Source organism: Bradyrhizobium commune (assembly GCF_015624505.1).
GTDB classification, from domain to species: Bacteria; Pseudomonadota; Alphaproteobacteria; order Rhizobiales; family Xanthobacteraceae; genus Bradyrhizobium; species Bradyrhizobium commune.
Genome location: NZ_CP061379.1, coordinates 5,819,854 through 5,834,835 on the forward strand (window position 1 = coordinate 5,819,854; position 14,982 = coordinate 5,834,835).

12 protein-coding genes are annotated in these 14,982 nt (G+C 63.4%); 4 read left to right on the forward strand and 8 right to left on the reverse strand.

From position 1 onward, the window contains the following. Window positions 1-2: 2 nt before the first annotated feature. Entirely contained in the window at window positions 3-1,052 is a 1,050-nt protein-coding gene (locus IC761_RS27405) for an aromatic ring-hydroxylating dioxygenase subunit alpha (RefSeq protein WP_195799799.1), read from the reverse strand. 158 nt (window positions 1,053-1,210) lie between these two features. After that, window positions 1,211-2,857 (reverse strand): phosphoglucomutase (alpha-D-glucose-1,6-bisphosphate-dependent), encoded by a 1,647-nt coding sequence (gene pgm / locus IC761_RS27410; protein WP_195799800.1) that lies wholly within the window; start codon window positions 2,855-2,857, stop codon window positions 1,211-1,213. A 151-nt stretch (window positions 2,858-3,008) separates the two neighbouring features. Between pgm and IC761_RS27415 the strand changes: the two genes are divergently transcribed. Both IC761_RS27415 and IC761_RS27420 read left to right on the forward strand, forming a co-directional pair. Next, window positions 3,009-4,139: an alpha/beta hydrolase family protein gene (locus IC761_RS27415; RefSeq protein WP_195799801.1), complete on the forward strand. Its 1,131-nt coding sequence runs from the start codon at window positions 3,009-3,011 to the stop codon at window positions 4,137-4,139. A 72-nt stretch (window positions 4,140-4,211) separates the two neighbouring features. Next, window positions 4,212-5,027 (forward strand): lytic transglycosylase domain-containing protein, encoded by an 816-nt coding sequence (locus IC761_RS27420; protein WP_195799802.1) that lies wholly within the window; start codon window positions 4,212-4,214, stop codon window positions 5,025-5,027. A gap of 218 nt (window positions 5,028-5,245) precedes the next feature. Here IC761_RS27420 and IC761_RS27425 read toward each other — a convergent pair whose 3' ends face one another. Further along, entirely contained in the window at window positions 5,246-6,061 is an 816-nt protein-coding gene (locus tag IC761_RS27425) for a response regulator transcription factor (RefSeq protein ID WP_195799803.1), read from the reverse strand. A 307-nt stretch (window positions 6,062-6,368) separates the two neighbouring features. Between IC761_RS27425 and IC761_RS27430 the strand changes: the two genes are divergently transcribed. Next, entirely contained in the window at window positions 6,369-7,544 is a 1,176-nt protein-coding gene (locus IC761_RS27430; protein WP_195799804.1) for an acyltransferase family protein, read from the forward strand. A 10-nt stretch (window positions 7,545-7,554) separates the two neighbouring features. On the opposite strand, the gene IC761_RS27435 is transcribed toward IC761_RS27430, so the two are convergent. The 4 genes from IC761_RS27435 to IC761_RS27450 all read right to left on the reverse strand — a co-directional run bounded on the left by IC761_RS27435 (window position 7,555) and on the right by IC761_RS27450 (window position 11,583). Next, window positions 7,555-8,439, reverse strand: a complete 885-nt coding sequence (locus IC761_RS27435; RefSeq protein ID WP_195799805.1) for an aldose 1-epimerase family protein — start codon at window positions 8,437-8,439, stop codon at window positions 7,555-7,557. A gap of 42 nt (window positions 8,440-8,481) precedes the next feature. Continuing rightward, window positions 8,482-8,835, reverse strand: coding sequence for a hypothetical protein (locus IC761_RS27440; protein WP_195799806.1), 354 nt, complete (start codon window positions 8,833-8,835; stop codon window positions 8,482-8,484). 196 nt (window positions 8,836-9,031) lie between these two features. Continuing rightward, window positions 9,032-9,805 carry a hypothetical protein gene (locus tag IC761_RS27445; RefSeq protein ID WP_195799807.1) on the reverse strand — a complete coding sequence of 258 codons (774 nt, stop codon included), beginning with the start codon at window positions 9,803-9,805 and terminating at the stop codon, window positions 9,032-9,034. A gap of 26 nt (window positions 9,806-9,831) precedes the next feature. Continuing rightward, window positions 9,832-11,583: a type I secretion system permease/ATPase gene (locus IC761_RS27450; RefSeq protein WP_195799808.1), complete on the reverse strand. Its 1,752-nt coding sequence runs from the start codon at window positions 11,581-11,583 to the stop codon at window positions 9,832-9,834. A gap of 172 nt (window positions 11,584-11,755) precedes the next feature. On the opposite strand from IC761_RS27450, the gene IC761_RS27455 reads away from it, so the two are divergent. Then, window positions 11,756-13,093 (forward strand): HlyD family type I secretion periplasmic adaptor subunit, encoded by a 1,338-nt coding sequence (locus IC761_RS27455; protein ID WP_195799809.1) that lies wholly within the window; start codon window positions 11,756-11,758, stop codon window positions 13,091-13,093. Between the two features lie 43 nt (window positions 13,094-13,136). Here the strand turns inward: IC761_RS27455 and IC761_RS27460 are convergent, their stop codons facing one another. Then, complete coding sequence (locus tag IC761_RS27460; protein ID WP_195799810.1) at window positions 13,137-14,882, reverse strand: 2Fe-2S iron-sulfur cluster-binding protein; 1,746 nt, start codon at window positions 14,880-14,882, stop codon at window positions 13,137-13,139. Window positions 14,883-14,982: the final 100 nt, after the last annotated feature.

A 14,982-nucleotide genomic window follows, 5' to 3' on the forward strand; every position in this document is an offset into this window, starting at 1 on the left:
CCCTACTCCGCGGCCTGGAGATGCTGAGGGGTGTTTTCCTTCGCGACCAGCTTGTCGATCAGCTTGCGCGTCCACATCGCGCCGGCGTCGATATTGAGGTTGTAGAAGACGCGATCCGGATTCTCGTCCATCGCGCGCTGCTGCGCCTCGAGGATCAGCTCGTCTTCGTGGAAGATGCCGGAGACGCCTTCGCGGATCTCGGTGGTGATGCGCTGCTCGCCGAGCTGATAATTGCGGACGAAGGCCCAGAAATAGTGGCAGGTCTTCTCGGTCTCCGGCGTGACGGTGTTGAGCACAAAGCCGTTGACGCCCTGCGAGCGGTCGCCTTCTGGCGCGCCGGTGCCGGCCGGCGCGACGCCGACGTCGATGGCAATGGTGCACGGCGCCTCGAAGCGGATGATCTGCCAGCGGTCGACCAGGCCGGACTTGCCGAGTTGCTTGGCCCAGAACGGCGGCGCCTCGATGCCGTGCATCCAGCGCGTCACCGTCACCGTCTTCTCGCCATGGGTGACGTCGAACGGCGCCTCGGCGACCGCGTCATTGCCGATGGAGGAGCCATGCACGAAGGTCTCGTGGGTGAGGTCCATGAGATTGTCGAGCACGAGGCGGTAGTCGCAATTGACGCGGATGGTCTTGCCGTCGCCGGCCCAGGCCGGGTCGTGGTTCCAGTGCATGTCGGGGACCAGGGCGGGATCGGCGAGTGCCGGATCGCCCATCCAGAGCCAGATGTAGCGGTGACGCTCGACCACGGGATAGGCGCGCACGCAGGCCGACGGGTTGATGGTCTCCTGCGAGGGCATGAAAGTGCAGCGCCCCTGCGCGTTGTATTTGAGGCCGTGATAGCCGCAGACGACGGTGTCGCCTTCGAGCCGGCCCTTGGACAGCGGCACCAGGCGGTGCCAGCAGGCGTCCTCCAGCGCGGTCACCGCGCCATCGGCCTTGCGGTACATCACGACACGCTTGCCGCAGATCGTGCGCGGCAGCAGCGCCGCCTTCACGTCGGCGTCCCAGGCGGCGGCGTACCAGGCGTTCATGGGGAATGGTTTTGTCACCGGCGATCTCCCAGGGTTTATGTATGCGTTATGTATACAATAGCTGGGAGATAGAATCGTTCAAGGCTAACTTTGGCGTATCAAAATACCTCTATCTAGTTTGCTGTATACATATGTAACGTTAGTATGGAAGGGGGCGGGGCGGCCCGCCTCGGACCCTACCTCCCGAACACCTTGTTCAGCCCGGCCTGGGCCTCGTCCTGGATCCGCTTCAGGTGCTCGGTGCTGCGGAAGCTCTCGGCGTAGATCTTGTAGACGTCCTCGGTGCCCGAGGGCCGCGCGGCGAACCAGCCGAAATCGGTCTCGACCTTGATGCCGCCGAACGGCTGGCCGTTGCCCGGCGCCTTGCTCAGCGTGGCGCGGACGGGGTCGCCGGCGAGATCCTTGAGGCCGAGCTGCTCGGGCGTGACGGACTTCAAAATGTTCTTCTGCGGCGTGGTGGCGGCGACGTCGATGCGGGCGTAATGGGGTACCCCTAACTCGGCGGTGAGGTCGTTGAAGAGCTGGCTCGGGTCGCGGCCGGTCTTCGCCATGATCTCGGCAGCCAGCAGGCCGAGGATGACGCCGTCCTTGTCGGTGGTCCAGACCCCGCCGTCGCGGCGCAGGAACGAGGCCCCTGCACTCTCCTCGCCGCCAAAGCCGAAGCCGCCGGTGAGGAGACCATCGACGAACCACTTGAAGCCGACCGGCGTCTCGACCAGCTTGCGGCCGAGCTTCTTGGCGACGCGGTCGATGATCGAGCTCGACACCACGGTCTTGCCGATTGCGGCATCCCGGCCCCAGTTCGGACGGTGCGCAAACAGATAGGAGATCGCGGTCGCCAGATAATGGTTCGGATTCATCAACCCGCCGGTGCGCGTGACGATGCCGTGACGGTCGGCGTCGGTGTCGTTGGCAAAGGCGACGTCGAAGCGGTCGCGCATGGCGATCAGGCTCGCCATCGCGTAAGGAGACGAGCAGTCCATGCGGATCTTGCCGTCCCAGTCCACCGTCATGAAGCGGAAGGTCGGATCGATCGCCTCGTTCACGACGGTCGCCTTGAGGCCGTAGCGTTCGATGATGGGGTGCCAGTAATGCACGGCGGCACCGCCGAGCGGATCGATGCCGATGTTGATGCCGGCGGATTTGACCAGGTCGAGATCGACGACATTGCCGAGGTCGGCGACGTAAGGCGTGATGAAGTCGTAGGCGTGGACGTGCCCGGATTTCTTCGCTTTCGCATAGTCCATGCGCGCGACGCCCTTCAGCCCATCGGCGAGATAGGCGTTGGCGCGCTTTTCGACGATTCCGGTCACATCGGTGTCGGCCGGGCCGCCATGCGGCGGATTGTATTTGTAGCCGCCGTCTTCGGGGGGATTGTGCGAGGGCGTGACGACGACGCCGTCAGCCAGCCCCGATGTGCGGCCCTTGTTGTAGGTCAGGATCGCGTGCGAGATCACCGGCGTCGGCGTGTAGCCGCCGTCCTTGTCGACCATGACATCGACGCCATTGGCCGCGAACACTTCCACCGCGCTGGCGAGTGCCGGCTCGGCCAGCGCATGGGTGTCGATGCCGATGAAGAGTGGGCCGGTCAGCCCCTTCTCCTTGCGGTAATCGCAGATCGCCTGCGTGGTGGCGAGGATGTGGCCCTCGTTAAACGTGTTCTTCAGCGAAGTGCCGCGATGGCCGGATGTGCCGAACGCCACCCGCTGCGCGGGATCCGATGCATCCGGCTTGTTGGCGAAATAGGCCGTCACCAGCCGCGGAATGTTGGCGAGCGCGTCCGGCGAGACCAATTTGCCCGCCGCGGGATGAACATCAGCCACTGGGAATATCCTCGTCCTGTCGAGATTGCAGGCCAGCATAGCATCGGCCGGGCCCCCGCCAAGGCCACAACACGCGCGAGGGGGATGGTGTTCCTTGCCGTAGCGTTGATCGTGCTATGATCCGCACCATCACGGCCTTTCGAATCGTCCCATGGCTCTTGCGCGAAAACTGTTTCCGCTGATCGCCTGGCTCATCCTGGCCGGCACGCCTTTGCGCGCCGCGGAGTACTACACCGAAGACCTCCGCATCCCGATGGCGGAGACCGGGCCGCAGGGGCTGGAGGCGTTCCTGGTTCGCCCGGCGGGGACAAAGCGCTATCCGCTGGCGCTGCTGAGCCACGGCTCGCCGCGCAGCTTTGACGACCGCGCGACGATGTCGGCGCACAAATATTACGGCATTGCGCTGGAATATGCCCGGCGCGGCTTTGCCGCGCTGATCGTGCTGCGGCGCGGCTACGGCACGTCGCCTGGCGGGCGCGTCGACAGCGTCGGCGGCTGTGCCAATGCCAATTATTTGCCGGCGACAGCCGTTGCGGTCGCGGATTTGCGCGCGGCGATCGATGCGATGGCCAGGCGGAGCGACGTCACGACATCGGGCATGATAGCGGCCGGCCATTCCACCGGCGGGCTTGCCACCGTCGCGCTGACCGCGCAGGCGCCGGCGGGCCTCGTGGCCGCGATCAGCTTCGCCGGCGGCCGCGGCTCGCGCGACGACGACGACGTCTGCAACGAGGATGGGCTGGTGCAGGCCTTCGCCACCTTCGGCAAGACCTCGCGGGTGCCGATGCTGTGGGTCTATGCGACCAACGATCTCTACTTCGGGCCTGATCTGGCGCGCCGGCTCTATGACGGGTTCCGCGCCGGCGGCGGCAACGCAAAGTTCGTCGCGGCGCCGCCTTATGGCGATGACGGCCATTATCTCTATTCGGTGGTGAGCCGCCCGCAATGGACGCCCTATCTCGACGCCTTCCTGCGCGAGCGCGGGCTCGCTCACGAGATCCTGAGCCCTCCCGATCCGCTGCCGCCACCGGCCCAGTTCAACGAGGCCGCGAAGGCCGAGTTCTCGCGCTATCTCGCCAGCGCCATGCCGCACAAGGCCTTTGCGGTGTCACCCAATGGCGGATACGGCTGGCGTTCGGGCCGCGCCACGACCGACGACGCGCAAAGCGACTCGCTCGCGGCCTGCATGAAATGGTCGCCGACCTGCACGCTCTATGCGGTCGACGACCGGCTCGCCGGCACGCGACAGACCTCCACCGACCAGGGCTCGCGCGCGCGATAGCCATGCCATCGCCCAAGCCCCCTGCGCCGATGTCAAATCGGTTGTTAACTCGGACGATATAAGACGTCACCCATGCTGCAGGACCTCGCACATCCAAAACACCACGCGACGTGGCGACACGCCACGATGGCCGTGCTGTTGCTGGCCTCGACCTGCGTGCATGCGGCGGACGATGTTGCGAATGACGTCGACACGACGTCGGCGATCGCCCGCGACAATGCCGATCTCGGCGCCGGCGAGACGGCAACCTCACGGGCCGCGATCCGAAAGATCATCGAGCGCGAAACCGCCAGGACCAATCTGCCGGCCGACATTGCCGAGGCCGTGGTGTTCGTCGAGAGCGGATACAATTCAGCCGTGGTCGGCAGCGTCGGCGAAGTCGGCCTGATGCAGGTGCGGCCCGAAACCGCGGCGATGCTCGGATTTCGGGGCAACAGTTCAGAGCTCGCAGAGCCGGATATCAACATCCATTATGGCGTGATCTATCTCAGCCGCGCCTGGCGCCTCGCCGCCGGCGACCTCTGTCGCGCGCTGATGAAATACCGGGCGGGCCACGGCGAGGAGACGATGACGGCGCGTTCGCAGGTCTATTGCAATCGCGCCCGCAACCGTCTTCTTGCGATGAACTCGGCGGCGCTGGAGACCCCGATTGCGGCCGTCCCGGATGTGGCACCGACGCCAACAGCGGCAGCACCGGCAAAGGCAGCGGTGACGACAACAAAATCAGCGCGCGATCCGAAGGTGCTGGCGCAGCCGAAGGACGTTTATGCGCGCTACCGTCAAGGCACGGCAGCCGCAAGCCGCGCCTATTGGGCCGCGCAGGAAGCCCGGGTCAGCCTCATCAAGGCGCGCATCGAAGCCAGGTGGAAACGGGTTGCATCGCGCTGAACCCTTGACGAGCCCGTCAAGGCCGATGGAAGATTGCTGACGCCCATTGTTCGGGCGGCCGTACCGATTGGACGAAGTGTTTTTTGCGTAAACCCGAATAGAGACCATGCACAACAGTTTGAGAGTATTGTTCGCGATCTTCGCGACCGCAGCCGTGGCGACATCCACCTTCATCGCCATCCGGCTCGTCGTCGGCTTCAGCGGCTGAACCGGCGCCGCTAGAGCCGCTCGCTGAGCGCGAGCTTGTAGCCGACGCCGGTGACGGTGGCGATCACGGGTGTGCCGCTGCCGACGAGCTTGCGGCGCAGCCGCGCCACCAGCGCGTCGACCGTGCGGATGTCGACCTCGGCCTGACGGTTGCTGACCACCTCGATCAGATAATCGCGGCTGAGCGGACGGCCGTCGGCGCCGACGAGTGCGGCGAGCAGATCGAATTCGGCGCGCGTCAGCGCCACCGGCTTGCCGTCGCTGCCGAGCAGCTCGCGCCGCGTCAGGTCGATGATCCAGTCGCCGAAGGCGATCGAATTGTGGTTGCGCGCCGCCTTGCGGTCGATCGAGCGCCGCCGCAGCACGCTGCGCGCACGCGCGAGCAGGTCGCGCAGATTGATCGGCTTGGTGACGTAATGGTCGCCTGCGATCTCGAGGCCGAGAATGCGATCGACGTCGGTGTCGCGGCGGGTCACGAAGATGATGCCCGCGTTGCTGGTGGCCTGAATCTCCTTGGCGAGGTCAAAACCGTCGCCGTCGGGCAGCTGCACGTCGAGGAAGACGAGATCGGCGCGGCCGCGCAGCGCCTGCCGGCATTCCGCGCAGGAGCCGGCGCCGACCACGTCGAAATTGTTGTCGCTGAAATAGCCGACCAGCATGGTCCGCGTCACCGGATCGTCTTCGACCACGATCAGTCGCTCGCGCCCGAGGGGGCGCAATTCGTGGAGTGCGGATTCAGCCACGATGTTGGATATCCTGTGTGCCTGCGACCCGGACTGGAAAGTCAGGTCGTCGCGCGATGCGCTGTCCTGTGAACGGGCATTCACGGCCTGATCGAGCCCCCGAAGCTGCCTGGCGGAATACTAGGCTTGTTGTGCTGCCCAAACAATATTGGTCATGGTATTGAAGTATTAACTATGAATTGCCCCACACTTCTCACTGGGCGCATCTTTACGGGTGTCCCTGCTTGCAAGAACAGCCTGCACGCCTCGGCACCAACAGCCCCGCACATGAGGCCTCGGACTCAACCGCCGGTTAACGTAAAAAAAGGCTTCAGCTTCGGTTTGGCCCGCCCCGCCTCTATGCTTGCTCATCGCAAGCGCGAGAGAAACGCGTGACCACGGAGCAGGCGTGATGCAGGGGCAGGCCCGGTTGGCTGCCGGTCGGACCGATCAGGGTGCAACGCGCTTCGGTCGTTCGCATACGCTCGACGTCCTGCGTGGCATCGGCATCGCCGGCGTGATGGCGATCCACATCTCACAGTCGTTTCCGTCGAACATCCGCGCGATCGACTTCGCCTTCATGTGCGGCTGGGCCGGCGTCAACGTGTTCTACTTCGTCAGCGCCATGACGATGTGCCTGATGTGGACGCAGCGCACCGAAACGAATCCCACCCGCAAATTCTACATCCGGAGATTTTTGCGCATCGCGCCGCTGTTCTGGCTCGCGATCCCAGTCTATCTCGTCATCAACGGGACGGGCCCGAGCACCAACGCGCCAAACGGCATCGGGCCGCTCCAGGTGATCATGACCGCGACGTTCCTGCACGGCTTCTGGCCGGACAGCGTCAACAGCGTGGTGCCGGGCGACTGGTCGATCGCGGCCGAGATGATGTTCTATCTGATCTTCCCGTTCGTGATCGCGGCGTTCGGGTCGCGCCGGCATCTCTATCTCGCGCTCGCGCTTCTGCTGCATCTGATCAATGTCTGCCTGTTCAAGCCGTGGGCGTTCGCGCTGTTCTCGGCCTATTACGGCCCCGGCCACGAGGCCTTCGTCTGGAACGCGCTGCATATCAGCTTCCTGAACCAGCTCCCGATCTTCCTGGTCGGATGTGCATTGTTCTTCGCGCTTCGCGACGGCTTTGCGAAGTTGGATGCCGCGATCTTCGCCGGCTTCATCGTGCTGTCCTTTGTCGCCAACCGCGCGACCGGCTCGCACGAATTCAACTATCTGATGATCAATCTCGTGCTCGGTGCGCTGGTGTTCTGGTGCATCCGCTTTGCGATCCGCTCTGGGCCGATCGAGGCGCTCGGCCGCAACTCCTACTCGATGTACCTGTCGCACTTCGCGGTGATCTTTGGCCTGCGCCAGGTCTGGCCGCTCGCGGACGGGCTGCCCTCGTTGCTGCTCGCGTATGTCGTCACCGCCGCGCTCAGCTATCTCGTCGCGCGCGCGACCTGGCATCTGGTCGAACGTCGCGCGCAGGATCTGGCGCATCGGCTGACGGCGTTGGCGGCCAAGCCCGTGCCGCGCGCGGAGGCTGTGACGACGGCGAGCATCGCCATGAACGGCCGCAGCGCCGGCGTCTAAACGACGGGCCTCAGGACGTCCCGACCTCGATCCGGAATGACAATCCTTCCTCGGCACCGGGCGCGATGAGCATCAAGCCCGGCTTGTCCGTGAATTCGCCGTCGAAGCCTTTGGGGCTGGCATAGCCCCGCCAGGGCTCGATGCAGAGGAACGGCGCGCCTGAGGGCTTTGACCAGACGCCAAGCTCGCGAAAGCCGCGCCAGGACATCTTCAGCCACGGCCCGCCGCCCTGCCCGGCCGCGTAGCGGACCGCGTCGCTGTTGACGGGATCGATGATGACGGCGTCGGTGGCAAACAGGGATTCCGACAGCGCAAGCACAGTGCCCCGCACGGGGCTAGGATCCGGCGCCGCGAGCAACAGTCCACCCTCGACACGGCGGATCGGTGATGGCTCCTCTTTCGCGAAAGTCAGCGCGTAGCTCTCTTTCGGCAACCCAGGCTGAAGCGGCCAGTTGAAAGCGGGATGGCCACCGACCGACACCGGCAGCGTCTGCCCGCCGGGATTGACGATCGAAAGCGCCAGATCGAGACCCGCGTCGTCGATCGTATAAGTCGCCGTCAGGCGGAACGCGAACGGATAGAGCGCGCGCGTCGCATCGCTGTCCTCGAGCACCAGCACGCAGCGGCGCTCGCCCCGCTCCGCCCACGCAAAACGGCTGTCGCGCGCAAAGCCGTGCTGGGTCATCCGATACGTCTTGCCTTGGTGCCGCAACTCGTCATTGGCGAGACGGCCGACGATCGGAAACAGCAGCGGCGCATGACGCGGCCAGGCCGGGCCCGCCTGCCAGAGGAATTCGGTGCCGGCGGCGTCTTTCAGCGAGCATAGCTCGGCGCCGTGGGCCTTGATGGTGGCGGTGAGGCTGGCACTGCGGATGGTGCGGGTGTCGTCGGTCATGATTAGAGATCTCCAGACTTTCCGAACTTTTCACACCAGCACTTAAGCAACGACTGGATTGGGCAACTCACCATTGGCCGAGCGGCACACAGGCTCGATCAAATTGGGTTCGTTCTGCCAAATTTGCGTTTGCTCCTCAACTCCGCCATCCATCAGTTCCGTGCCGCAAAGCCGGCCTGCCGCGCTACGGCGTTGCCTATGGGCTCGACATTCGTAGCGTTCCAATGCCACCAAGCGCCGCACCTGTTCCAGGGACGGAGACTGCAGATCTAGTGCTGCGAGTAAGGCTTTCCGCACAGCTGCAACCCGCAGCAATTGCGCTTGGGCTCGTGCCACTTCCAGCGCTGCCAGCATTTGCATCTGGCTGGCGCCTTCCGGCGTCAACAGTTCTGCCAAACTGTAAGCTTGCGTCCCGACTGGAAGATCAGCGGCTGCGGGAAGTGAAAGACCATGGCGCAGGGCATTGCGGCTCGACCTTAACCGTCCGGCTAGACTTTTCGGCCCGGTACTCCGCTTGGCATTCTCGCGGTTCGCTCTGATCTGCTTTTCAGCGGCCTCGGGTCATTGGTCCAGTTAGATTGCAGCGTGATAGTCACATGTATGGGGCAAGGGCGGCTGCGATGTCGGGCGCCTTGGCCCGCAGGGTCTCAGCATCGTACGGCATCCGCCCTGCAGAGAACTCACGCTCCAACTGCCTGAAACTCGGGCCTGCCTTCTTGGCCGAAGCCGTCTTGGCCGGTTCACGGGGCGTTTTTTGAGTTTTGACAATCGAGGGCGTCACGACCTGTGGCGCGGCCGCCTTGGCAGGTTCGGGCTGCTTGGGAGGCTCGATATTTTGGACAGCTGTCTCGACCGGCACCGGCTTCGCTTCGGGCACCGGCTTCGCTTCGGGCAGCGACTTCGCTTCGGGCACCGGTTTCGACTCCGACCTGACTTCCTCCAACTTGGGTTCCGAACCAGCCGCCGCCTCAACGACCGGCGACGTGGCAACGACGACCGGCGCCTCCAAGGGCACAGCGGTTGGCGCGGGGCGCTCGGGGATGCCCCGCTCGGACGTCTGCAGCGGAGCCGGGGCGGAAGGTGTCACCGGCTCGGCCAAAGCCCCAGAGTGGGTTGGTTCCACCGGCTCGGTCGAAGCCGCGGGGTGGGTTGGTTCCATCGCTTCGGACGTCGATGCTGACGCGAGGGCAGGTCCCGTCGTGGGTTGCGCTTGGCGCTGCAGCACGGCGTCTCGCGCCTTGGCTGTAAATTCGGACTGCGCTTTTGCCAACAGGGCATCAGAGGCGCCGCTAGGCTGGTAGTAAAGCGCAGTCACCACGACCGACAATGCAATGGCAGTTCCGATAGCGATCCCGAGCTTGCTCATTTTAGTCTCCCCTTGATGGGACTGTCTTAGCCGGTGGCTCCGGTTGTGGCTGTGACGTTGGTCACAGGACGTTCGGTCGTAGCGGCGAGCGCAACTTTGTTACCGCGGATGTTGCCAATGACCTCATCACGCGGGCCCTGGATAATCGCCTGCCCGAACGACATCACCAGCAGCTTGTCGACATGCGAAAGTAGCAGGTTACGGTGGGTAACGGCAATCACCGTGCAACCGGCGGCCTTCATCGCCACCATGGCCCGGCCGAGAGCCCTCTCGCCCTCCTCGTCTAGATTGGAGTTGGGCTCGTCGAGAACGACAAGGCGCGGCCTGCCGTACAGCGCGCGGGCGAGACCAACGCGCTGGCGCATCCCGCCTGACAAGGCCACTCCGCCCTCGCCAAGCAGCGTATCGTAGCCATTGGGCAATCGCAGGATCACCTCATGGGCGCCCGCCGCCTGCGCAGCCGCAACGACGGCGTTTGGTTCAACCTTCCCGAGGCGAGCAATGTTCTCGGCAACAGTCCCGGAGAACAGCTCGATGTCTTGCGGCAAATAGCCGATGTGTTTGCCGAGCCGGTTCTGATCCCACTGGCTGTATTCGGCGCCGTCGATCCGCACCGTACCCTCTCGCAGCGGCCACACGCCGGCAAGCGCGCGAGCAAGTGTCGATTTGCCGCTGCCCGAGTTGCCGATGATCGCCATACTCTCGCCGGCTTGCAGGCTGAGCGACACACCCTTGACGGCGGGGCGGCTCGCATTGGGCGGCCAGACGACGGCATTGGTGACTTCGAGGTTGCCCTTTGGAGCAGGAAGCTCCGTCGGTGTTTCACCGATCGGGAGAGCCTGAAACAGGTTCTCGAGGCGGTTGTAGGACGTTCTGAAGGCGACGATTCGTTTCCACTGACCGATCACCTGCTCGATCGGCGCGAGGGCGCGGCCCATAATGATGGATGCGGCCATCATGGCACCGGGTGATATCTCCTTGTCAATGGCGAGCCATGCGCCGACGCAAAGAAGCGTTATCTGCACTGTGAGCCTGGCAAATTTCACCAGCGCATGAAGCGCGGCGCCCCGCTCAGTGGCAGCGCTATGAACGGCGATATGGGCATATTGGGCGCCGGCCCAGCGGTCGAGTACAACATCGCCCATGCCAAGACCGCGCACGACCTCGCCGTTGCGCAGCGCCGACGCCGCAAAGCGGTTCGCCTCGTTCGCCAAACGACTCGCTTCATTGACGCTGGCACGCGTCATAATTTCGGTGATGATTGCCAGACTGAACAGCACGGCGGCTCCGACAAGCGCCACCATGCCGAGCATGAAATGCTGCAGGAAACAGAGAATGACGAACAGCGGCGTCCAGGGCAAATCGCACAAGTTGGCAGCTAAGCCGCCCGTCAGGCACTCGCGGATCGTTTCGGCATCGCGGATCACCTGCTGACCAAGCCGATGCTGCGGCGACAACTCGGCCTTCATCATGGTTTCGAACAGAGGCCGCCGCAAATGGTTTTCGAACTGCACGCCGGCTCGTGCCAGCACGCCTGATCGAACGAACTCAAGAACGCCGTAAAGGATCAGGAAGACCACGACGATCGAAGTCAGCATGACGAGTGTCGTAACGTTGCGGCTTGTCAGCACGCGATCGTAAATCTGCATCGAATAGAGCGGCGACACCAACATGGTTGCATTGATGAACATGCTGATGACAAACGTAGCGCCCAGCGCGGGATAACAGGCCTTCAAGGCCTGCGTAAGCGGCGAGCGGTTCGTTGTCTGCGCGGCCATGTCCGGTCCCCCTAGGACAACGCGACGATGCGCCGCGCAATTGAAATTGACTGTGACAGAGGTCACAAACCTAATAAATTACAGCATCTTTTTTTATGTGATGCTACGCACACCCCCAGCCGTCGTTCTGGAGGTAGAGTATGCATATCACGTTCGGTGTCGGGGGACAGCCATGACAGTCATTTCACCAGACCCACAGCCTATGTCCGGGAACATCGGCGACCATCGCGGCTACGCGCGTCTGGGTTTCGCGGCGATCGCCCTGGTATTCGGCGGTTTCGGCTTCTGGGCTGTTTTTGCTCCTCTTGACCGCGCGGCTGTCGCGCAAGGGCAGGTCGCTGTCGAAAGCAACAACAAGCCGGTTCAACATCTCGAGGGCGGCATCGTCCGCGAAATTCTGGTGCACGATTCGCAGCAAGTGAAGGAAGGCGATGTGCTGTTCCGCCTGCAGCCGACCACCGCCCAGGCCAATCTCGACCTGCTGCGCAAGCAGATTGATGCCGACCTCGCCCGCGAAGCGCGACTGGTCGCTGAGAAGACGCAAGCCATTCAGATCAGTTTTCCCGCCGACCTGCTGACACGCCGCGACATCAAAGAAACGGATCAGGCGATCAGGGATCAGGAACGGGTGTTCCAGGAGAATCGGGAGAAGCTAAACGGCGATCTCGGTATTCTGGGCTCCCAGATCGCGCAGAAACAGGCGGACATCGATGGACGCCAACGGCAGAGGGAATCGCTGGCATCTCAGATGGCGAGTTACAAGGCTGAGATGACGTCGGTCTATCCCCTGGTCGAAAAGGGCTACTATGCCCGCAACAGATACCTCGAGCTTCAACGCAACGAGCAACACGTGGAAGGCGATCTCGCCATTGCCGAGAGCGACATTGCGCGTCTCAGCAAGGGCGTGGAAGAAGCCAGGCTTCAGATGCAGCAGACGCGATACAAGTACGACCAGGATGTCTCGAACGAGCTGAACGAGGTTCGCGGCAAGCTGTCGGATGCACGCGAGAAAGTCTTGATCGCACAGGATGTGCTGACGCGCGTCGATGTTCGCGCGCCACGAAGCGGCACCGTGTTTGGAATGAAAGTGCATGGCATCGGCGAAGTCGTCAAACCCGGCGATACGCTGGCCGAAATCGTGCCGCTTGGCGAAGGCCTGATGATCACGGCGAAGGTATCGCCAAACGACATCGAAAGCGTCGAGATCGGCCAGTCGGCCGAGGTGCGCTTCCCCAATTTCTCGACGCGGCAAACCTCGGTGATCATCGGCAAGGTCGTCAGCCTGTCTCCCGACGCGATGGTCGATCCTGCAGGCGGCAGCCAGCAGCAGCAGCCGTATTTCACGGCAAAAGTGGTGATCGACTACAGCGTGGTGCCGGATGAGATTGCCAAGAAGATTCAGCCTGGCATGCAGGCCGAGTTGCTGATCTCGACCGGTGAGCGCACCGCGCTGGCTTATTTCATCGGACCGCTGAAGAGCAGCTTCGCCAAGGCCTTCCGCGAGAAATGATACGGCCTCGATCCGGCCATCCCTCGACGTACGAGCAACACGCTCAGGCCGGCGATCCGGCGGTCGCACCAAGCCGCGCCCGGCTGGTCATGAAGACGTCGTGCTTTTCTCCATTCGGGGCGGAGAACGAAGCGGCTTCCATCGCACCGGCGTCGATGCCGCCTGCGTATATCGCCGCAGGGACCGCCGCGAGCTGGTATTTGCGGCTCTCGGCGAGCCGCGAAAATCCCTCAGCGCCGTCGATGGCCGGGCCAACGGCCGTGAACGGTTTCGAAGCCCCTGCTCCAATCCGGCCTAGATAGGCGGTTCCCAATGTCAGGCCCATGGCGACGGCAATCGGCTGACCGAACTCGGCGGAAAACCGCTCGTTCAAACGATCAAGCGCAACGTCTATATCTGCGGCAGCCGCAAACGCGGCCCTGCACGCGTCCTTGGTCGAGGTAGTTGCAGCCTTTGCAGTTTGGACTGAACCAGATTGGGAAGAGGCCGCCTGGGGCAGGTCATCCTGGCCAAACACCGCAATCATGCCGCTTTCGGTGGTCCGCATGATTGCGCCATTGTTTTTGACGATGGCGGCATGGACCATGTCGAGAAACTCGTTGAGGAAGAAGATCGCATCATAGGCCGGCCGCGAGTTCACAAGAGCAGCATGGCCTTGCAATCTGACACTGAAAGCCACGACCTGCCGTTCGATCCCCGCAGTGTCCAACTCCGGCGCCGCCTCTACGTCGGAAGCGTCACCTGCATCGTCAGTGGCAGTTAGCCGGGTCACCGTCAACGCGGCCGTTGGCGTGATCTGACAGGCGAGCCGGATACGCTGGTCGTCCCCACCAAGCTGCGCCAGTTCGGCAGCCGTCCGCGGCGGCAGCGCGCCTTCGCCCTGCTCTATTCGCACGCTGCATGCCGTGCAACGGCCGCGGCCGCCGCAGGTGTTGGCGTGCGGAACCCCATTCAGAAGGCTGATCTCGAGCAAGGTCGCGCCCGTGGAGGCTTTCAGCTTTGGGCCTTTGACATACGTCACGTCGATCTTCGGCGCGACCAGGATCCGGAGGAACCGAATGACGAGTGCGCCGGCGGCAAGCACGAGCAGCGCACCGTAGCACCCCAACGCCATCAACCGATAGCCCGACAGGGACTGCTCTGCGTCGGCCGAAGGCCAATGGGTCGCGGCGCGAACCTGCTCCGCAAAACTATTCTCGGCCATCAGCACGGCGACAATGCGCGCCGCGGCAATCACGCCCGCGAGTGCGGCTATGGGGATTGCCAGCGCGATCACGGCCAGGCCTGGCGCAACCGAACGATAGCCGGGCGACAGCCGCAACCACCGATGGATGCCTATGCAGCCGTGGCCCCACACCAGCACGATCAACGAGACAAAAGCCAGATTATGGTCGGGCCACAGCTTGGCCAGCCGGTAAAGAATGTCGTCGTCCACGCCGAACTTGATGTTCGCCAGCCTGGTATCGACGAGATAAGGCAGAAGCAGCAGGGGGACGAGTATACCGCTTGCGATCAGCGCGGCATCCCCGAACGACATCCGCAGGGTCGCACGGCGGGCGGTGAACCACAGCGTCGACAGGACATGGCAGACACAGGCGCTGCATAGGATGACAAGCCCGGGCCACGAGCGGGTGAAGCTCAGTTGCCACGCCGCGATATCGCCCATGGTCTGCAGCGAGACGAGCCCGACCGCATCGCTGCAAAGCTCCATCGCCGCAAACAGAAATAGGACAAGACCAGAAATGAGCGTGACGATTCGACCGGCGCGTTCCATACGACGGGCGCTCATCGCGCCACTCTCCATGCTCATCCCGAAACGAGGGTAATCTGTACTATCTCCCTCGCGTCCGTCTACATGGAAATTCCGCGGCCATTGGCTCTGGCTATTT